Source organism: Candidatus Acidulodesulfobacterium acidiphilum (genome assembly GCA_008534395.1).
GTDB classification, from domain to species: Bacteria; SZUA-79; SZUA-79; order Acidulodesulfobacterales; family Acidulodesulfobacteraceae; genus Acidulodesulfobacterium_A; species Acidulodesulfobacterium_A acidiphilum.
This window is the reverse complement of sequence record SHMQ01000013.1, coordinates 22,264-39,437: the sequence shown is the minus strand read 5'-3', so window position 1 is coordinate 39,437 and position 17,174 is coordinate 22,264. Positions and strand designations below refer to the sequence as shown.

Sequence of the window (17,174 nt, the reverse complement as noted above, 5' to 3'; positions counted from 1 at the left end):
TTAAGAAGGACGAAAGAAAAGCATCGTTCTATAATAACAAAGTAAAGGAGTAAAAGTGCCGACGATAAATCAGTTAATAAGGAATGCAAGAAAAAAATCGGTAAAAAAAACATCTTCGCCAGCGTTGAAAGGCTCTCCTCAGAAAAGAGGAGTATGCGTCAGAGTATATACTACGACGCCTAAAAAACCGAATTCGGCGTTAAGAAAAGTAGCAAGGGTAAAGCTGACTAACGGTATGGAGGTTACTACTTATATTCCGGGCGAAGGACATAATTTGCAGGAACACTCGGTTGTTTTAATAAGAGGCGGAAGAGTAAAAGACTTGCCGGGCGTCAGGTATCATATAATCAGGGGCGCTCTCGACTGCGTCGGAGTTAACGGCAGAAAACAGAGCAGGTCTAAATACGGAACTAAAAGAGCTAAATAAATAATAAAAAAGAAAACAGCATTTTAGCGAAGGAGTGGAAAATTGTCGCGTAGAAAAAGAGCAGTTAAAAGAATAGTGGAAGGCGATCCTAAATTTAACGATAAAGTAGTTCAAAAGTTTTTAAATAAACTTATGTACGACGGGAAAAAAAGCGTCAGCGAGAAAATATTTTATAAATCGCTCGACATAATTGCCGAAAAAACAAAAGACGACGGTTTTAAAATTTTTAAGCAGGCTATTGAAAACGTTAAGCCTGTTTTAGAGGTAAAGGCTAGAAGAATAGGCGGCTCAAACTATCAGGTTCCCGTCGAAGTCAGGCCGGACAGAAGATTATATCTGGCAATCAGGTGGATAATAGGCTACGCAAGATTGAGAAGCGAAAAATCCATGGAAGAAAATCTTGCGCTTGAATTACTAGATGCGGCAAATAACAGAGGCAGTTCTATAAAAAAGAAAGAAGACACGTTCAAGATGGCCGAAGCAAACAAGGCTTTTGCCCATTTCAAATGGTAAGGGGTTAAAATAAATGGCAGATAAAATTTCATTAGATAAAACAAGAAATATAGGTATCATGGCGCATATCGACGCCGGAAAAACGACGACCACCGAAAGAATACTTTATTATACCGGCGTTAATTACAAGATAGGAGAGGTCCATGAAGGAACCGCAACAATGGACTGGATGGAGCAGGAGCAGGAAAGAGGTATAACTATCACATCTGCCGCTACGACGTGTTTTTGGAAAAATCACAGGATTAATATTATAGATACTCCCGGGCATGTCGACTTTACTATCGAAGTAGAAAGGTCGCTAAGAGTTTTAGATGGCGCTGTAGCAGTTTTTGACGGCGTTGCCGGTGTCGAACCTCAGTCGGAAACAGTCTGGAGACAGGCGGACAAATATAAAGTTCCAAGGATATGCTTCGTAAACAAAATGGATAGAACCGGAGCCAATTTTTTTAGATGCGTAGATATGATTAGAACAAGGCTTAATGCAGTTCCGGTAGTGATGCAAATTCCGATGGGATTGGAAGAAAATTTTAAAGGGATTATAGATATTGCTAAAATGAAAGCTTATCTATATAAAGACGAAACTATGGGCGCTGAGTACGACATAATCGAAATACCCGAAGAGTATAAAGAAGAATCAAAGAAATATCATGACGAATTTATTGAAAAAGCCTGTGATTTTAACGATTCGTTAATGGAAAAATATCTTGCCGGCGAAGAAGTCGACGTCGATGCGGCCAAAAAAGCTATAAGGCAGGCTGCTTTAGAATTTAAAGTAGTGCCCGTTTTTTGCGGTTCGGCTTTTAAAAATAAAGGCGTACAGCCGCTGCTTGATGCAGTAGTCGATTATCTGCCTTCACCGTTAGACGTTTCGCCGATGACGGGAATAAATCCTAAAACAGAAAAAGAAGAAATAAGGCGTCCTTCAGATGATGAGCCGTTTTCTGCATTAGCTTTTAAAATTGCTTCCGATCCTTATACAGGCCAACTAACATATATAAGAGTATATTCCGGAATTCTTGCATCAGGTTCTTACGTATATAATTCCGTTAAAGATTCAAAAGAGAGAATCGGCAGGCTCTTAAAAATGCATGCAAATAAAAAGGAAGAAATAAAAGAGGTACATGCCGGAGATATAGCGGCAGCCGTCGGATTGCGCAGTACGACTACCGGCGATACGCTTTGTGACGAATCCAGCATAATAGTTCTTGAGTCTATGGAATTTCCGGATCCCGTTATTTCCGTTGCCATAGAGCCGAAAACTAAAGCCGACCAGGAAAAGTTAGGTTTGTCGCTTCAGAAGCTTACCATAGAAGATCCTTCGTTTAAAGTTAAGACGGATTTAGAAACCGGACAGACGATAATTTCCGGAATGGGCGAACTTCATCTTGAAATCATAGTAGACAGATTAACGCGCGAGTTTAAAGTCGACGCAAACGTAGGTAAACCGCAGGTTGCATATAAAGAAACAATAAATAAAAAAGTCGAATCGGAAGGTAAGTTTATACGCCAGTCCGGCGGAAGAGGCCAATACGGTCATGTTTGGCTTGAAATAGAACCGCTTGGAAAAGGCGCCGGATATGAATTTGAAAATAAGATTAAAGGCGGCGTTATTCCCGCAGAGTATATACCTGCAATAAATAAAGGGGTACAGGAAGCTTTAACTACGGGAGTTCTTGCAGGTTATCCAGTAGTCGACGTAAAAGTTGCCGTTTTCGACGGATCGTTCCATGACGTCGATTCATCTGAGATGGCTTTTAAAATTGCCGCATCTATGGCTTTTAAAGACGGTGCAAAAAAAGCAGCCCCCGCTCTTCTTGAGCCTATTATGAAGGTAGAAGTTTTAGTGCCGGAAGAGTTTATGGGAGACGTTATAGGCGATTTAAATTCGAGAAGGGGTAAAATATTAAATCTTGAAGCAAGAGCCGGAATTCAGGTTATAAATGCCGAAGTACCTCTTGCGCAAATGTTCGGTTATTCTACCGATTTAAGATCTAAAACGCAGGGCAGGGCTAATTACACCATGGAATTTTTAAAATATGAACAAGTTCCGAAGGTTATATCGGAAGAAATTATTGCTAAATCACAAGGTAAATAGTTTAGGAGGAGAACTAAATGTCCAAAGAGAAATTCGACAGATCTAAGCCTCACGTCAACATAGGAACCATAGGTCACGTTGACCACGGCAAAACAACTTTAACTGCCGCCATCACGAAAGTACTAGCAAAAAAAGGCCAGGCGACTTTTAAATCATACGACCAGATAGACAACGCGCCGGAAGAAAAAGAAAGAGGTATTACCATCGCTACTTCCCACGTAGAATACTCTACCGATAAAAGACACTATGCGCACGTCGACTGCCCGGGTCATGCCGACTATGTTAAGAATATGATAACCGGAGCCGCACAGATGGACGGAGCAATTTTAGTCGTTTCCGCTGCGGACGGCCCTATGCCTCAGACCCGCGAGCATATCCTTTTAGCCCGCCAGGTAGGCGTTCCATACATAGTAGTATTTTTAAACAAAGTCGATATGGTTGACGATCCCGAACTTCTTGAGCTTGTCGAACTTGAAGTAAGAGAACTTTTAACCTCCTATAATTTCCCCGGAGACAGCGTTCCGGTAATAAAAGGTTCCGCCCTTAAAGCATTAGAGTCTGAAGGCGATAACGAATGGACTCAGAAAATAGTAGATCTTATGGATGCGGTAGATGAATATATCCCCGTTCCGAAAAGAGATATAGATAAACCTTTCCTTATGCCGGTAGAAGACGTATTTTCCATTTCGGGAAGAGGAACTGTCGCAACGGGCAGGGTAGAAAGAGGAATCGTCAAAGTCGGAGAAGAAGTGGAGCTAGTAGGAATACTTCCGACTTCAAAAACGGTCGTAACCGGCGTAGAAATGTTCAGAAAACTTCTTGACGAAGGTCAGGCAGGCGATAACATAGGAGTTCTTTTAAGAGGCAAAAAAAGGGAAGAGATAGAAAGAGGTATGGTTTTAGCCAAACCCGGTTCTATTACTCCCCATAAAAAATTTAAAGTCGAAGCATACATACTTACCAAAGAAGAAGGCGGACGCCATACTCCCTTCTTTAACGGCTATCGTCCGCAGTTTTATTTTAGAACTACCGACGTTACCGGAGTCTGCACGCTCCCCGAAGGCATCGAAATGGTTATGCCCGGCGATAACGTCGCAATGTCCGTAGAACTTATCACTCCCATAGCCGCCGAGAAAGAATTAAGATTTGCAATCAGGGAAGGCGGACATACCGTAGGTGCAGGCGTTATAACAGAGGTTATCGAATAAATCAACGGATACAGTAATCTGGAAATATAACAAATAAAGAGGAAATATAAGATTAACATGGAAATTCAAAAAATAAGAATAAGGCTGAAAGCATACGATCATCGTTTACTTGACCAATCCGTATCAGAAATAGTGGAAACCGCTAAGCAAACTGGTTCTAAAATTAGCGGACCGATACCTCTGCCTACAAAAATTAATAAATATTGCGTTCTAAGATCGCCGCATGTAGATAAAAAATCAAGGGAAGAATTCGAAATGAGAACGCATAAAAGAATTATAGATTTACTTGAACCGAATCAAGCGACGATAGATGCATTAATGAAATTAGATTTATCGTCCGGTATAGACGTCGATATTAAGCAGATATAATTGAATCTTGGAGTATTAAAAATGATAAAAGCGCTAATTGGAAAAAAAATAGGAATGACGCAGATATTCGACCAGGACGGTATGATAGTCCCCGTAACAGTTATAGAAGCCGGTCCATGTACGGTAGTCGAAAAAAAAAATAAACAGTCTGACGGTTATGACGCATTGCAGTTAGGTTACGGAGAAGCAAAGTCCTTTAGATTAAACAAACCTGTTCTCGGTAAATTTACTAAAAATAATTTAACTCCTCTTAAAGTTCTCAAGGAATTCAGAGGTGCGGAAATCGATGAAATTAAAATAGGCGATACTATCGATATATCCGTTTTTAACGATGTAAAAAGCGTATCTATAACCGGCATTTCTAAAGGTAAAGGCTATCAGGGCGTAGTAAAGAGATGGGGTTTCGGCGGCGGTAAAGATACGCATGGCTCCATGTTTCACAGAGCGCCGGGTTCTATAGGACAGTCTTCATATCCTTCTAAAGTATTTAAGGGTTTGAGAATGCCGGGGCATATGGGTATGGCAAGAAATACCGTCTTGAATTTAAAATTAGTTAAGATTGACGGCGAACAAAATCTTATGTATGTTAAAGGCGCAGTTCCGGGCGCAAACAATAACATAATATATATATACGCGGCTGATAAGTCCGGCAGAAAATTAAATAAGTGAGAAAAAGAGGTTTATTATAATGGGTCAAAGCGCAAGTGTCGTAAATATAAGCAATAAACCGGTAGGAAATTTAGACTTAAACGAATCAGTCTATATGTATCCGGTTAAAGAACCTTTAATAAAAGAGTTTGTTTTGTTGACTTTAGCAAATAAAAGACTTGGTTTAGCTTCAACAAAAAACAGGAAAATAGTTTCCGGCGGCGGTATTAAACCATGGAAGCAAAAAGGAACAGGAAGAGCAAGGGCGGGTTCTACCAGATCGCCTATATGGAAAGGCGGCGGTACTGTTTTTGGACCGACGAATGAAGTGAATTATAAAAAAGATATGCCGAAAAAAGCAAGAAAGGCGGCTATAAAATCAGCCTTATCGCATCTTTTAAAAGAAGATAAAATCGTATTTGTGGAAGATTTTGAATTGCCTGCGATAAAAACAAAAGAGATGGCAAGTATTTTTAATAATTTAGGGATAAAAAAAGGATTGCTTGTACTGCCTACGTCGAATAACGACTCTAAGATTATTAAATCTACTAGAAATCTTATGAATTATAAAGCGGTGTTAGTAAATTTGCTTAATATTATAGACCTTTTAAAATATGAAAAAATTATAATCACGCTTAAAGCAAACGAAGAATTAGAGAGGAACCTTTCAATATGAAAGAATTAAGTTTAGTCATTGAAAAAGCCGTTCAATCGGAAAAAAGCTTAAAATTTAGAGAATTAAACAATACTTTTATCTTTAACGTGAATAAATCGGCAAATAAAAAAGATATAAAAGATGCAGTAGAAAAGTATTTTAACGTCAAAGTAGAAGACGTGAACACCGTAATTACGAGAGGAAAGTTTCGCAGAGTCGGAAAGTACAATGGAAAACTTCCAAATACTAAGAAAGCCTATATAAAACTTAAAGAAGGGCAGAGAATATCTGCATTAGAAGTTTAATTCGGAGAATAATATGCCAATAAAAAAATACAAACCAACTTCAAGCGCAAGAAGGTTTCAAAGCGTTTCCGATTTTTCTGAAATTACAAGGGATTTTCCCGAAAAGAGTCTTCTCGCTAAATATAAAAAAAATGCCGGTAGAAATAATTACGGCAGAATTACTACAAGACACCAAGGCGGAGGGCATAAAAGAAGATATAGAATTATCGACTTTAAAAGGGATAAAAGAGAAGTTCCCGCAAAAGTAATAGAAATAGAATATGATCCTAACAGGTCTGCAAGGATTGCCCTGCTAAGCTATATCGACGGAGAAAAAAGATATATTCTTTGTCCGGCGGGTTTAAAAAAAGGAGATTCGGTAATATCGTCCGAAAAGGCCGATATACAGCCTGGAAACTGTATTCCGTTGTATAATATACCCGTTGGAACTATGATTCACAACATTGAAATGAAACCAAATAACGGCGGAAAACTTGTAAGAAGCGCAGGAGCGTATGCCGAATTGCTCGGAAGAGATGCAGGTTATGCACAGCTCAAAATGCCGTCGGGCGAATTTAGGACTGTACCAGAAAAATGTTATGCAACTATAGGACAGATTGGAAATATAGAACATGAAAATATTAGCATCGGGAAGGCGGGCAGATCAAGGTGGCTTGGGATCAGACCTTCTGTAAGAGGCGTAGCCATGAACCCAATCGATCATCCTCACGGAGGAGGCGAGGGAAAAACTTCAGGAGGTCGTCATCCTGTTACACCTTGGGGCGTACCCACTAAAGGTTATAAAACCAGAAAAAATAAATTAACCTCTAAGTATATAATTTCAAGAAGAAAGGGTAAATAAATTTATTAATAAAGGAGAATGAAAGTTGGCAAGGTCTATTAAAAAAGGTCCGTTTTCCGATAAATCGCTTTTAGAAAAAGTAGAAAAAGCATTTGACTCTAACGACAAAAAAATAATTAAAACATGGTCAAGAAGATCTACCATTATACCTTCCATGGTAGGTTTTACATTTGCGGTTCATAACGGAAAAAAATTTATTCCGGTTTTTGTAAGCGAGAATATGGTTGGTCATAAATTAGGCGAGTTCAGCGCTACAAGAACATTTACAATGCATTCCGGCGACAGGAAGGCTAAAGTAAAAACAGGCGGCGGTTCTAAATAGACCATTAAAACAAAATATAAGGGGTAGAAAATGCAGTTTAAAGCAGAGGCAAAATATATTAAAGTGTCTCCACAGAAAGCAAGATTAGTTGTGGATTTGATTAGAGGCAAAAAAGTTTACGATGCTATTAACGTTCTGAAGTTTACTAAAAAGAAATCCGCCTATCCTGTATTAAAACTTTTAAATTCCGCCATAGCTAACGCATCGACGACGGGAAGAGTGGATGTCGATAATTTAATAGTATCTAAAATTAACGTAGATATGTCGTTATCTTTAAAGAGGTTGATGCCTAAGGCAATGGGACGCGGCGCAACCGTTAAAAAACGTATGAGCAATATAAAAATTGTTCTAGAAGAAATTTAAAACGGAGGTAGATTTTGGGGCAGAAAGTTAATCCAATAGGACTTAGGATAGGCATCAATAAAACTTGGGATTCAGGATGGTACAGCGACAGAAATTATGCAAAATTTTTGCATGCCGATTTAAAAACAAGAGATTTTTTAAAGAAGAAACTGTATTCGGCAGGTATATCTAAAATAAATATAGGAAGGAAAGCCGAAAAATTATTAATAGACGTGTTCGCGGCCAGACCCGGTATTATATACGGGAAAAAAGGTTCGTCGGAATTCGACAACATTAAAAAAGAGATAGCCGATATAAATAATATAAAAGCTAAAGATATAGAAATTAACGTGCTTGAGGTTAAAAAACCCGAATTAGACTCAATTTTAGTCGCCGAAAGCATAGCTTCCCAGCTTGAAAAAAGGGTCGCATTTAAAAGAGCTATGAAAAAGAGCGTAACTATGGCATTGAAAAGCGGAGCAAAAGGAATAAAGATTACCTGCGGAGGAAGACTTGCGGGTGCCGAAATAGCGAGAACGGAATGGTATAGAGAGGGAAGAGTGCCCCTGCATACTTTAAGAGCAGATATCGATTACGGTACGTGCGAAGCTAATACGACATACGGCAAAATCGGTATAAAAGTTTGGATTTATAAAAGAGACGTATTATAAATAACAATAAAAGGTGATTAGATTATGTTAATGCCTGCTAAAACAAAATACAGGAAGCAGATGAAGGGTAGAATGAAGGGCAAGGCTACACGCGGTAATTCATTGGCCTTCGGAGATTACGGTTTAAAAGTTACGGAATGCGGATATATTACGGCTAGACAGATAGAAGCCGCCAGAATTGCAATGACCAGATTCGTAAAAAGGGGCGGAAAGGTATGGATAAGGATATTTCCCGATAAACCTATTACTAAAAAACCTGCCGAAACCAGAATGGGAAAAGGCAAAGGCTCAGTTGAAGAATGGGTCTGCGTAGCCAGACCAGGCTTGGTACTATATGAGATGGAGGGTATTCCTAAAGAAGTAGCGCAAGAAGCTCTCAGACTTGCATCTCATAAGTTGCCGCTTAAAACTATATTTATCGAAAGAGGAGAATTTTAACATATTATGAAATTCAAAGAATTAAAAGCCATGAAAGAAGATGAACTGAAGGTAAAAGAGTCCGACTTAAGAAAAGAAATATTTAATCTTGTCGTCCAAAAGTCGTTAGGCGCTTTAGAAAATCCAAAAAGAATTAAAGCCGTCAGAAAATCTATTGCAAGAATAAAAACTATTTTTAACGAAAGGAAGCAGGAGATATAAATATGAAAAAAACGTTAACCGGCATAGTTTCATCGGATAAAATGGACAAGACGAGGGTTGTTATAGTTTCGGACATAGTAAAACATCCCGTATATAAAAAATACGTAAAAAAGATTAAAAAATTTAAAATTCACGACGAAAATAACATTTCGCATGAAGGCGATAAAGTTATATTTATAGAAACAAGACCGCTTTCAAAAGATAAAAGGTGGAATCTTAAAAAAGTTATCTAAGGCAACAATTTTATAATTACAATTTAATTATGAGGCTATAAAAATGATTCAGATGCAGACGGTATTAAAATCAGCCGATAACTCCGGTGCTAAAAAACTAATGTGCATAAAAGTTCTTGGCGGATCTAAAAGAAAATATGCAGAGATAGGCGACATAATAGTAGTTTCCGTCAAAGAGGCAATTCCAAATTCAAAAGTAAAGAAAGGAGACGTTTCTAAGGCTGTTATAGTCAGGACGGTAAAAGAAGTAAAACGTCCTGATGGAAGCTATATAAGATTCGATAATAATTCAGCGGTATTAATAAATAATCAGAATGAACCTATAGGTACGCGTATTTTCGGTCCGGTAGCACGCGAATTAAGAGCAAAAAAATTTATGAGAATTATATCTTTAGCCCCAGAGGTCCTATAATATGACTATTAAATTAAAAAAGAACGATAACGTAATGGTTACCGCAGGCAAGGAAAAAGGAAAAACCGGTAAAATAATTCGTATAGATTCGGAAAAAAATAGAGTCTATATCGAAAAAATCAATATGATTAAAAGGCATATAAAGCCGAGAAGCGCGCAAGAACCGGGAGGAATTGTAGATAAAGAAGCTCCAGTAAATTTGTCTAACGTTCAATTGTATTGTCAAAAATGCAAAAAAGCCGTCAGGTTTTCCGTAAATATAGACGATAAAGGGAAAAAAGCAAGGATTTGTAAGAAATGCGGATCCGAAATATAATTTTGGAGGATTAAAAATTGTCATCAAGATATAAAGAATTTTACAAGAACTCGGTAATTCCGAATTTGATTAAAGAAACCGGTTATAAAAACATAAATCAGATACCTAAGCTGGTTAAAATTGTAATAAATATGGGGCTTGGAGAGGCGACTTCCAACTCGAAAATTATCGAGCAGTCTTTAAACGAGTTAACCAAAATTGCTGGCCAAAAGCCCGTAGTATCTAAAGCTAAAAAATCTATTGCGGCGTTCAAATTAAAAGAAAATCAGGAAATAGGCTGTTTCGTTACGCTAAGAAGCGACAGGATGTATGATTTTTTTGACAAACTTATAAATATATCGCTTCCAAGGGTAAGAGATTTTAAAGGTTTATCGAAAAAAGCTTTTGACGGCCGAGGCAATTATACCCTTGGAGTAAAAGAGCAGGTTATATTTCCGGAAATAAGCTATGAACTTATCGAAAAAATTAAAGGTATGAATATAACTATTGTTACGTCCGCAGAAAATAACGATGACGGATATAAACTTTTAAAAAGCTTTAACTTTCCTTTTAGAAATTAGGAGACAATAAATGGCTAAAAAATCGATGATAGTGAAAGCGCAGAGAGCGCCGAAATTTAAAGTAAGAGCGCATAACAGGTGTCCAATTTGCGGAAGACCGAGAGGATATTACAGAAAATTTGATATGTGCAGAATATGTTTCAGGACAAATTCAAGCAAAGGATTAATTCCAGGGGTCACTAAATCCAGTTGGTAATAAAATAATAATATTTATAAATATTTGCGAGAGGAAAAATAAATGAATTACCCGGTATCGGATATGGTAGTAAGAATTAAAAACGCTTATAAGGCTGGAAAGGAAAACGTAAATATTCCTTATTCCGGATTAAAAGAAAATTTATGCGAAATTTTAAAGAAAAAAGGTTTTATAGAAGATTATTCGATAGAAAATGCCGACTCTGTGCCTTTAAAGTCGATAAACGTAAAATTAGCCTATTTTGAAAATAAAAAGCCGACGATTATCGATATTGAGACAACGAGCACTCCAGGCATAAGGTTTTATAAAAAAGTAAAAGATATAAGGTCGTATAAAAACGGATTAGGCGTGGAGGTTTTTTCTACTTCTGCCGGAATATTATCCGATGCGGAATGCAAAGAAAAAAATATAGGCGGACTTTCATTATTGAAAGTTTTTTAATTAAAATAGTATAATAACGCTGTCGTATTTATTAATCGGCTTAATAACAGGTATAGATTTTAGGCTATACTAAACTTAAAGGTAATAGGAATAATAAAATGTCAAGAATAGGAAAGAAAATTATCGAAATTCCCAAAGAAGTTAAAATAGAACTGAAGGAAGGAGTGTTTACTTCATCCGGTCCTCTCGGAAAAGTTTCTAAAAGAATTCCCGAAGGAATTGTATTAGAAATGACCGATTCATCCGTTTCGGTTAAATTAAAAAACGATAATCCCGAATTTGAAAAATTCAGCGGATTAACCAGAACTATAATAGCTAATTCGGTTATAGGGGTAGTTAAAGGGTTTGTAAAGGATTTAGAAATAATAGGAGTAGGTTACAGGGCTGAAGTAAAAAATAAAATTTTAGTTTTAAATCTCGGTTTTTCGCATCAGGTAAATTTTGAAATCCCGGACGGTATAAAAATAGCGGTAGAAAAAAATACTCTGCTGAAAATAAGCGGGTTTGATAAAGAGCTTGTCGGTCTTGTTGCGGCAAGAATAAGGGAACTTAAAAAACCGGAGCCTTATAAAGGCAAAGGAATTAAATATTCGGATGAAGTTATTAAGCGGAAAGTAGGAAAGGCTTCCGGAAAATAATATAAAAAAACAGAATAAAAACATAAGGAATAAAATATGAAAGATAAGATTGAAAAGAGAATTCGCAGAAAAGCGCATATTAAAACCGTAATGAAAAATAACACGAAACCGCGTTTGTGCATTTTTAAGAGTTTAAACAACATTTATGTCCAGGTTTTTTCTTTCGACAATAAAGTTCTTGCGCAAGTCTCATCGCTCAATGCCGCAGTTAAAGGCAAGATTAAAGGCCATAAGGGAAACGTAGAGACTGCCAAAATAGTAGGCAAAGAAATTGCGGAACTGTGCCTGCAAAGGTCCATAACGGAAGTTGCATTCGACAGAAACGGATACATTTATCACGGCAGAGTCAAAGCTTTAGCCGACGCGGCAAGAGAAAGCGGTTTAAAATTTTAGATACATGAAAATTGGAGGATAATTTGGATAGGTTAAACGCTGAAGATTTAAATATTAAGGACAAAGTAATTCATATTTCAAGAGTAGCCAAGGTTGTTAAAGGCGGAAGAAGATTCGGTTTTTCTGCTTTAGTAGTCGCGGGAGATCCCGATGCAAACTATGTCGGTATCGGGCTGGGCAAAGCAAAGGAAGTGCCTGAAGCTATAAGAAAAGGAACAGAGCAGGCAAAAAAAAATCTTATACGGGTTAAGGTGCATAAAAATTCTATACCTCACGAGCAGTATGGAAAAAGCGGAGCAGGATACGTATTTATGAAACCTGCGCCTGAAGGTACGGGAATTATAGCCGGCGGCGCAATGAGAGCTATTTTTGAACTTTCGGGAGTTAAAAACGTTTACGCAAAATCCATAGGTTCTTCTAATCCTCATAACGTTGCAAACGCTACTTTAAAATGCATATCGTCTTTTTTTTATAAAGGCGAACTAAATAAGAGAAGAAACAAACAATAATATTTACATTAAGAGGAATACACTATAATGATCAGTTTAAGCGAATTCGGCAGACATAATAATAAAAAGGTCAAAAGACTTGGAAGAGGCGCAGGTTCCGGACACGGACAAACATCGGGCAAAGGAAATAAGGGACAGAATGCCAGGGCAGGCGGAGGAGTAAGACCCGGTTTCGAAGGCGGACAAATGCCTTTCAGCAGGAGAGTTCCCAAAAGAGGCTTTAATAACCCCCTTAAAGAAAAATATGCCGTAATTAATTTTTCTGCTATCGAAAATATAAAAACCGGCGATATTACTATAGATATTTTAAAAGAGAACGGAATTCTTAAGAAAAACGAGAGCAAATTTAAAATGCTCGGTTCCGGAGATATTAACAGAAAAATAAATATAGTATGCAATAAAATATCTAAAAGCGCTAAAGAAAAAATTGAATCGCTCGGCGGAAGCGTAAGGATAATATAATAAATGGCTCAAAGTTACGAAAATATCGGGAAAATACCTGAATTACGCAATAGGATACTATATACTCTTTTAATGTTTATAGTTTTCAGGGTAGGGGTGCATATTACTACGCCAGGCGTAAACCCTATTGCTTTATCGCAGTTTTTTAACGCTACAAACAGCAATTTATTCGGACTTTTCAATATGTTTACCGGCGGAGCTTTAGCCCGTTTTTCCATATTTTCGCTCGGTATTATGCCTTACATCAGTTCGTCTATTATTTTTCAGATGTTACCTATGGTAGTTCCGTCGCTTGACAGACTGCAAAAAGAAGGCGAAGCCGGAAGAAAAAAGTTTATGCAATACACGAGATACGGTACAGTTTTGCTATCGTTATTTCAGTCTATAGGCATAAGTTACGGAATTATGGCCATGAGAAGCCCCGACGGAATGCGGGTAGTTATGCATCCCGGCTTAAGCTTTCTTATTATATCGGTAATTTCTCTTACTGCGGGAACTGTTTTTGTAATGTGGATAGGCGAGGAAATATCGGAACACGGTATAGGAAACGGTATATCCCTTATAATATTTGCGGGAATCGTAGCGGCAATTCCGGGCGCATTTATGAATACTATAAAGTTTGTTCAGACCGGAGAAATAAATATAATGCTGCTGATATTAATTGTGGCATTTATGATATTAGTTATAGGATTTATAGTATTCGTCGAATCTGCGCAGAGAAGAATTCCCATACAGTACGCAAAAAAAATGGTCGGCAGGAAACTATACTCAGGACAGACAAGCTATCTTCCTCTAAAAATTAATACTCCAGGTGTTATACCGCCTATATTTGCTATGTCGATACTTTTATTTCCAGCAACGATTGCAAATTTTATAAAAGTTCCGGTTTTTGAAAAAATTTCCGAGTATCTTAATCCTAACGGATTAATATACAATATATTTTTTGTAATTTTAATTTTTTTCTTCTGTTATTTTTATACGGCTATAACTTTTAAAGTCGACGACGTCGCAGACGATTTGCGTAAATACGGAGGTAATGTACCCGGCATTAAACCCGGAAAATCAACTGCCTCTTTTATAGATAAAATATTGAACAGAGTTACTTTTATAGGTGCAATATACGTTTCGCTAATATGCTTAATACCTACTATATTAATTAATAAATTTCACGTTCCGTTTTATTTCGGCGGAACCGGTTTATTAATCGTCGTTGTCGTTGCAATGGATACTATCGTGCAGATACAATCTCATCTGTTATACAGAAATTACGACAGTTTGTTAAAAAAAGCGTCAAAAAAATAACTATAATATAAATATAAAAAGGGGCAAAAAAATGAAAAGCAAAATCTTTATTCTTATAGGACCTCCGGGGGCGGGAAAAGGCACTCAGGCTAAAAATATTGCAGTTACAAAAGATTTCGTACTTATATCTACCGGAGATTTATTAAGGGAAAATGTGGAAAAAAAGACCGAACTCGGACAAATAGCCAAATCTTATATGGATAAAGGAGAATTTGTTCCTATCGAATTAGTCGCTAAAATAATAAAGACTAATATTCAGCAGAATTTAAACAAAAAAGGTTTTTTATTTGACGGGTTTCCGAGAGATCTTTCTCAGAACGTGCTGTTGGACGAAATGCTCAACGAGTTTAACATTGAAGTCGATAGAGTAATTTATATAGACGTTAAAGACGAAGCGATTCTAGACAGGTTAACCAACAGAAGGGTATGTCCGAAATGTAAAAAAGTTTATCATATGAAATATAATAAGCCTAAGAACGACGAAACTTGCGATGATTGCGGGGTACCTTTGATAACGAGAGACGACGATAAACCTGAAGTTATTAAAAACAGATTAGCTACTTATCATAAGGTAACCCATCCTCTCGTAGAACATTTTGAAAAATTAGGCAAAGTAATAAGAGTAAACGGAGAGAAATCGCCGAAAGAGGTGGAAACCGAAATTCTTTCACTGATTTAACCTTATTAATGATCAGTTTAAAAAATAAGACAGATATAGAAGGCATAAAAAAATCAGGACAAATAGTCAGAAAAGTATTAAATGAACTCGCTGAAATAACGAAGCCGGGAATAAGAACTATTGAATACGATATAAAGGCAGAACAAATATCGTCGTCGTTAAATGCGTCGCCGGCGTTTAAAGGGTACGGCGGATTTCCTTATTCGGTGTGCGTATCCGTAAACGAAGATGTCGTACACGGGTTTCCGTCACAGAGAAGGCTTAAAGAAGGCGATATAGTAAGTTTGGATTTCGGCATTTATTATAACGGGTATTATGCAGATGCCGCTATTACGGTACCGGTAGGAAAGATAAGCGATAACGCTTCAAAGCTGATAGAAGTTACACAGCAGGCTTTAAATATCGGTATATCAAAGGCTGTAATGGGCAACAAAATAAACGATATATCAAAAGCAGTCGAAGAATATGCGGTTACGAATAAGTTTTCGGTAGTAAGGGACTTCGTAGGACACGGCGTAGGTTTTAAGCTGCATGAAGATCCTCAGGTTCCAAACTATTACATTGAATCGAACGACGTTTTGATTAACGAGGGATTGGTTATAGCGATCGAACCTATGATTAACGAGTCTTCATATAAGGTTAAGATAAAGCAGAATAAATGGACGGTAACGACTAAAGACAAGAAGTTGTCGGCTCATTTTGAGCATACCGTCGCAGTTACGAAAGAAGGGCCTCAAATACTTACATAAGGAATTTATGTCTAATAAAGAAGATTTAATTGAAGTTGAAGGAACTGTAGTAGAGCCTTTGCCCAATGCCATGTTTAGGGTAGAATTGGAGAACGGTTATAAAGTGCTGGCTCACATATCCGGAAAAATGCGGATGCATTACATAAAGATATTAGCCGGCGATAAGGTTACGGTTCAGCTCTCGCCGTACGATTTAACTAGAGGCAGGATTATTTTTAGAGGAAAGTAATAAATATAAATTAAAAAGGAGTTTACAAGTGAAAGTCAGGTCGTCGGTTAAAAAAATTTGCGATAAATGTAAAGTTATCAAAAGAAAAGGCGTAATCAGGATAATATGCGAAAACCCAAAGCATAAACAGCGCCAGGGCTAATAACTAATTATAATATAAAAGATTTAGATATAACGTGAGGAGTGAATAATTATGGCAAGAATTTCAGGAATAGATTTACCGAAAAATAAAAGGATAGAAATTGCGCTTACTTATATTTACGGAATTGGACGCGCTTTATCCGTCAAAATTTTAAATAAAGCCGCCGTATCTTTGGATACTAAAGTTAAGGATTTATCGGATGCTCAGGTAAACGATATCAGGCAGTCTATAGAAGGGGAGCATAAGGTAGAAGGCGATTTAAGAAGAGAAGTGCAGATGAATATTAAGAGGCTGATAGATATCGGCGCATACAGAGGATTGAGACATAAAAAAGGTTTGCCGGTAAGAGGCCAAAGAACCAAAACCAATGCAAGAACAAGAAAAGGTCCGAGAAAGTCGACTATAGCATCAGCTAAAGCAAAATAATTTAACTTGAGGAAAAATTAATAAAAAGAGGTATCGATGGCAAATATAAAGAAAAACGCACCAAAAAAAAGAAAAGAGAAAAAAAATATTCAAAATGCGGTAGCACATATAAAATCTACCTTTAATAATACTATCGTGAGTATTACCGATTTAAGCGGAAACGTTCTTGCATGGGCTAGTTCAGGAACCAGCGGGTTTAAAGGTTCAAGAAAAAGCACGCCTTATGCGGGACAGGTAGCGGCCGAGCAAGCAGCTAAAAAAGTTGCAGATTACGGCGTATCGAATATCGAAGTTTATATAAAAGGGCCTGGCGGCGGCAGAGAATCTGCATTAAGGGCGCTTCAAAGTTCCGGATTTAATATTACCCTTATTAAAGACGTTACGCCGATACCTCACAATGGATGCAGACCTCCAAAAAGAAGAAGGGTTTAAATTTTAAAATATAAAAAATA

At 37.3% G+C, this 17,174-nt stretch carries 31 protein-coding genes; all 31 read left to right on the top strand.

Annotated features, from left to right (window positions below; genetic code table 11):
* Window positions 1-55: 55 nt before the first annotated feature.
* Window positions 56-427, top strand: a complete 372-nt coding sequence (locus EVJ48_05760; GenBank protein ID RZV39000.1) for a 30S ribosomal protein S12 — start codon at window positions 56-58, stop codon at window positions 425-427.
* A gap of 42 nt (window positions 428-469) precedes the next feature.
* Window positions 470-940 carry a 30S ribosomal protein S7 gene (locus EVJ48_05755; protein ID RZV38999.1) on the top strand — a complete coding sequence of 157 codons (471 nt, stop codon included), beginning with the start codon at window positions 470-472 and terminating at the stop codon, window positions 938-940.
* A gap of 13 nt (window positions 941-953) precedes the next feature.
* Window positions 954-3,035 carry an elongation factor G gene (fusA, locus tag EVJ48_05750; protein ID RZV38998.1) on the top strand — a complete coding sequence of 694 codons (2,082 nt, stop codon included), beginning with the start codon at window positions 954-956 and terminating at the stop codon, window positions 3,033-3,035.
* 17 nt (window positions 3,036-3,052) lie between these two features.
* Window positions 3,053-4,243 carry an elongation factor Tu gene (gene tuf / locus EVJ48_05745; protein RZV38997.1) on the top strand — a complete coding sequence of 397 codons (1,191 nt, stop codon included), beginning with the start codon at window positions 3,053-3,055 and terminating at the stop codon, window positions 4,241-4,243.
* Between the two features lie 57 nt (window positions 4,244-4,300).
* A complete protein-coding gene (locus EVJ48_05740; GenBank protein ID RZV38996.1) occupies window positions 4,301-4,612 on the top strand; it encodes a 30S ribosomal protein S10 in 312 nt (103 codons plus the stop codon).
* Window positions 4,613-4,636: 24 nt separating this feature from the next.
* Window positions 4,637-5,281: a 50S ribosomal protein L3 gene (locus EVJ48_05735; protein RZV39024.1), complete on the top strand. Its 645-nt coding sequence runs from the start codon at window positions 4,637-4,639 to the stop codon at window positions 5,279-5,281.
* Window positions 5,282-5,300: 19 nt separating this feature from the next.
* Window positions 5,301-5,936: a 50S ribosomal protein L4 gene (locus EVJ48_05730; GenBank protein ID RZV38995.1), complete on the top strand. Its 636-nt coding sequence runs from the start codon at window positions 5,301-5,303 to the stop codon at window positions 5,934-5,936.
* The gene (locus EVJ48_05725; protein ID RZV38994.1) at window positions 5,933-6,220 is read left to right on the top strand and encodes a 50S ribosomal protein L23; all 288 of its coding nucleotides are present in this window, start codon (window positions 5,933-5,935) and stop codon (window positions 6,218-6,220) included. The genes EVJ48_05730 and EVJ48_05725 overlap by 4 nt, the downstream gene beginning before the upstream one ends.
* Before the next feature lie 13 nt (window positions 6,221-6,233).
* Window positions 6,234-7,061 carry a 50S ribosomal protein L2 gene (locus EVJ48_05720; protein ID RZV38993.1) on the top strand — a complete coding sequence of 276 codons (828 nt, stop codon included), beginning with the start codon at window positions 6,234-6,236 and terminating at the stop codon, window positions 7,059-7,061.
* A gap of 25 nt (window positions 7,062-7,086) precedes the next feature.
* The gene (locus EVJ48_05715) at window positions 7,087-7,383 is read left to right on the top strand and encodes a 30S ribosomal protein S19 (GenBank protein RZV38992.1); all 297 of its coding nucleotides are present in this window, start codon (window positions 7,087-7,089) and stop codon (window positions 7,381-7,383) included.
* Between the two features lie 30 nt (window positions 7,384-7,413).
* On the top strand, window positions 7,414-7,746 hold the full coding sequence (locus EVJ48_05710; protein ID RZV38991.1) for a 50S ribosomal protein L22: 333 nt from the start codon (window positions 7,414-7,416) through the stop codon (window positions 7,744-7,746).
* A 14-nt stretch (window positions 7,747-7,760) separates the two neighbouring features.
* Window positions 7,761-8,396 (top strand): 30S ribosomal protein S3, encoded by a 636-nt coding sequence (locus EVJ48_05705; GenBank protein RZV38990.1) that lies wholly within the window; start codon window positions 7,761-7,763, stop codon window positions 8,394-8,396.
* A 24-nt stretch (window positions 8,397-8,420) separates the two neighbouring features.
* Entirely contained in the window at window positions 8,421-8,834 is a 414-nt protein-coding gene (locus EVJ48_05700; protein ID RZV38989.1) for a 50S ribosomal protein L16, read from the top strand.
* 6 nt (window positions 8,835-8,840) lie between these two features.
* Window positions 8,841-9,035, top strand: a complete 195-nt coding sequence (locus EVJ48_05695) for a 50S ribosomal protein L29 (protein ID RZV38988.1) — start codon at window positions 8,841-8,843, stop codon at window positions 9,033-9,035.
* Window positions 9,036-9,037: 2 nt separating this feature from the next.
* Entirely contained in the window at window positions 9,038-9,268 is a 231-nt protein-coding gene (locus tag EVJ48_05690; protein ID RZV38987.1) for a 30S ribosomal protein S17, read from the top strand.
* Between the two features lie 43 nt (window positions 9,269-9,311).
* Window positions 9,312-9,680: a 50S ribosomal protein L14 gene (locus tag EVJ48_05685; protein RZV38986.1), complete on the top strand. Its 369-nt coding sequence runs from the start codon at window positions 9,312-9,314 to the stop codon at window positions 9,678-9,680.
* A 1-nt stretch (window position 9,681) separates the two neighbouring features.
* On the top strand, window positions 9,682-9,996 hold the full coding sequence (locus EVJ48_05680; protein RZV38985.1) for a 50S ribosomal protein L24: 315 nt from the start codon (window positions 9,682-9,684) through the stop codon (window positions 9,994-9,996).
* Window positions 9,997-10,013: 17 nt separating this feature from the next.
* Window positions 10,014-10,556 (top strand): 50S ribosomal protein L5, encoded by a 543-nt coding sequence (locus tag EVJ48_05675; protein ID RZV38984.1) that lies wholly within the window; start codon window positions 10,014-10,016, stop codon window positions 10,554-10,556.
* Window positions 10,557-10,566: 10 nt separating this feature from the next.
* The gene (locus EVJ48_05670; protein RZV38983.1) at window positions 10,567-10,752 is read left to right on the top strand and encodes a type Z 30S ribosomal protein S14; all 186 of its coding nucleotides are present in this window, start codon (window positions 10,567-10,569) and stop codon (window positions 10,750-10,752) included.
* 42 nt (window positions 10,753-10,794) lie between these two features.
* Window positions 10,795-11,193, top strand: coding sequence for a 30S ribosomal protein S8 (locus tag EVJ48_05665; GenBank protein RZV38982.1), 399 nt, complete (start codon window positions 10,795-10,797; stop codon window positions 11,191-11,193).
* A gap of 98 nt (window positions 11,194-11,291) precedes the next feature.
* Window positions 11,292-11,831 (top strand): 50S ribosomal protein L6, encoded by a 540-nt coding sequence (locus EVJ48_05660; GenBank protein RZV38981.1) that lies wholly within the window; start codon window positions 11,292-11,294, stop codon window positions 11,829-11,831.
* Between the two features lie 36 nt (window positions 11,832-11,867).
* Window positions 11,868-12,224: a 50S ribosomal protein L18 gene (locus EVJ48_05655; protein RZV38980.1), complete on the top strand. Its 357-nt coding sequence runs from the start codon at window positions 11,868-11,870 to the stop codon at window positions 12,222-12,224.
* Between the two features lie 23 nt (window positions 12,225-12,247).
* Window positions 12,248-12,733: a 30S ribosomal protein S5 gene (locus tag EVJ48_05650; GenBank protein ID RZV38979.1), complete on the top strand. Its 486-nt coding sequence runs from the start codon at window positions 12,248-12,250 to the stop codon at window positions 12,731-12,733.
* Window positions 12,734-12,760: 27 nt separating this feature from the next.
* Window positions 12,761-13,195 (top strand): 50S ribosomal protein L15, encoded by a 435-nt coding sequence (locus EVJ48_05645; GenBank protein RZV38978.1) that lies wholly within the window; start codon window positions 12,761-12,763, stop codon window positions 13,193-13,195.
* Window positions 13,196-13,198: 3 nt separating this feature from the next.
* Window positions 13,199-14,497: a preprotein translocase subunit SecY gene (gene secY, locus EVJ48_05640; GenBank protein RZV38977.1), complete on the top strand. Its 1,299-nt coding sequence runs from the start codon at window positions 13,199-13,201 to the stop codon at window positions 14,495-14,497.
* A gap of 31 nt (window positions 14,498-14,528) precedes the next feature.
* Complete coding sequence (locus EVJ48_05635; protein ID RZV38976.1) at window positions 14,529-15,176, top strand: adenylate kinase; 648 nt, start codon at window positions 14,529-14,531, stop codon at window positions 15,174-15,176.
* Window positions 15,177-15,184: 8 nt separating this feature from the next.
* Window positions 15,185-15,925: a type I methionyl aminopeptidase gene (gene map / locus EVJ48_05630; GenBank protein RZV38975.1), complete on the top strand. Its 741-nt coding sequence runs from the start codon at window positions 15,185-15,187 to the stop codon at window positions 15,923-15,925.
* Between the two features lie 7 nt (window positions 15,926-15,932).
* A complete protein-coding gene (locus tag EVJ48_05625) occupies window positions 15,933-16,154 on the top strand; it encodes a translation initiation factor IF-1 (GenBank protein ID RZV38974.1) in 222 nt (73 codons plus the stop codon).
* A 28-nt stretch (window positions 16,155-16,182) separates the two neighbouring features.
* On the top strand, window positions 16,183-16,296 hold the full coding sequence (locus EVJ48_05620; protein RZV38973.1) for a 50S ribosomal protein L36: 114 nt from the start codon (window positions 16,183-16,185) through the stop codon (window positions 16,294-16,296).
* Window positions 16,297-16,347: 51 nt separating this feature from the next.
* Window positions 16,348-16,722, top strand: coding sequence for a 30S ribosomal protein S13 (locus tag EVJ48_05615; GenBank protein ID RZV38972.1), 375 nt, complete (start codon window positions 16,348-16,350; stop codon window positions 16,720-16,722).
* A 36-nt stretch (window positions 16,723-16,758) separates the two neighbouring features.
* Entirely contained in the window at window positions 16,759-17,154 is a 396-nt protein-coding gene (locus EVJ48_05610) for a 30S ribosomal protein S11 (protein ID RZV38971.1), read from the top strand.
* The last annotated feature ends 20 nt before the right edge of the window (window positions 17,155-17,174 follow it).

Coding starts and splice junctions, on each gene's coding strand:
- fusA (RZV38998.1), top strand. CDS start 954: ATGGCAGATAAAATTTCATTAGATAAAACAAGAAATATAGGTATCATG.
- tuf (RZV38997.1), top strand. CDS start 3,053: ATGTCCAAAGAGAAATTCGACAGATCTAAGCCTCACGTCAACATAGGA.
- EVJ48_05740 (RZV38996.1), top strand. CDS start 4,301: ATGGAAATTCAAAAAATAAGAATAAGGCTGAAAGCATACGATCATCGT.
- EVJ48_05730 (RZV38995.1), top strand. CDS start 5,301: ATGGGTCAAAGCGCAAGTGTCGTAAATATAAGCAATAAACCGGTAGGA.
- EVJ48_05725 (RZV38994.1), top strand. CDS start 5,933: ATGAAAGAATTAAGTTTAGTCATTGAAAAAGCCGTTCAATCGGAAAAA.
- EVJ48_05720 (RZV38993.1), top strand. CDS start 6,234: ATGCCAATAAAAAAATACAAACCAACTTCAAGCGCAAGAAGGTTTCAA.
- EVJ48_05710 (RZV38991.1), top strand. CDS start 7,414: ATGCAGTTTAAAGCAGAGGCAAAATATATTAAAGTGTCTCCACAGAAA.
- EVJ48_05700 (RZV38989.1), top strand. CDS start 8,421: ATGTTAATGCCTGCTAAAACAAAATACAGGAAGCAGATGAAGGGTAGA.
- EVJ48_05695 (RZV38988.1), top strand. CDS start 8,841: ATGAAATTCAAAGAATTAAAAGCCATGAAAGAAGATGAACTGAAGGTA.
- EVJ48_05690 (RZV38987.1), top strand. CDS start 9,038: ATGAAAAAAACGTTAACCGGCATAGTTTCATCGGATAAAATGGACAAG.
- EVJ48_05685 (RZV38986.1), top strand. CDS start 9,312: ATGATTCAGATGCAGACGGTATTAAAATCAGCCGATAACTCCGGTGCT.
- EVJ48_05680 (RZV38985.1), top strand. CDS start 9,682: ATGACTATTAAATTAAAAAAGAACGATAACGTAATGGTTACCGCAGGC.
- EVJ48_05670 (RZV38983.1), top strand. CDS start 10,567: ATGGCTAAAAAATCGATGATAGTGAAAGCGCAGAGAGCGCCGAAATTT.
- EVJ48_05665 (RZV38982.1), top strand. CDS start 10,795: ATGAATTACCCGGTATCGGATATGGTAGTAAGAATTAAAAACGCTTAT.
- EVJ48_05660 (RZV38981.1), top strand. CDS start 11,292: ATGTCAAGAATAGGAAAGAAAATTATCGAAATTCCCAAAGAAGTTAAA.
- EVJ48_05655 (RZV38980.1), top strand. CDS start 11,868: ATGAAAGATAAGATTGAAAAGAGAATTCGCAGAAAAGCGCATATTAAA.
- EVJ48_05645 (RZV38978.1), top strand. CDS start 12,761: ATGATCAGTTTAAGCGAATTCGGCAGACATAATAATAAAAAGGTCAAA.
- secY (RZV38977.1), top strand. CDS start 13,199: ATGGCTCAAAGTTACGAAAATATCGGGAAAATACCTGAATTACGCAAT.
- EVJ48_05635 (RZV38976.1), top strand. CDS start 14,529: ATGAAAAGCAAAATCTTTATTCTTATAGGACCTCCGGGGGCGGGAAAA.
- map (RZV38975.1), top strand. CDS start 15,185: ATGATCAGTTTAAAAAATAAGACAGATATAGAAGGCATAAAAAAATCA.
- EVJ48_05625 (RZV38974.1), top strand. CDS start 15,933: ATGTCTAATAAAGAAGATTTAATTGAAGTTGAAGGAACTGTAGTAGAG.
- EVJ48_05615 (RZV38972.1), top strand. CDS start 16,348: ATGGCAAGAATTTCAGGAATAGATTTACCGAAAAATAAAAGGATAGAA.
- EVJ48_05610 (RZV38971.1), top strand. CDS start 16,759: ATGGCAAATATAAAGAAAAACGCACCAAAAAAAAGAAAAGAGAAAAAA.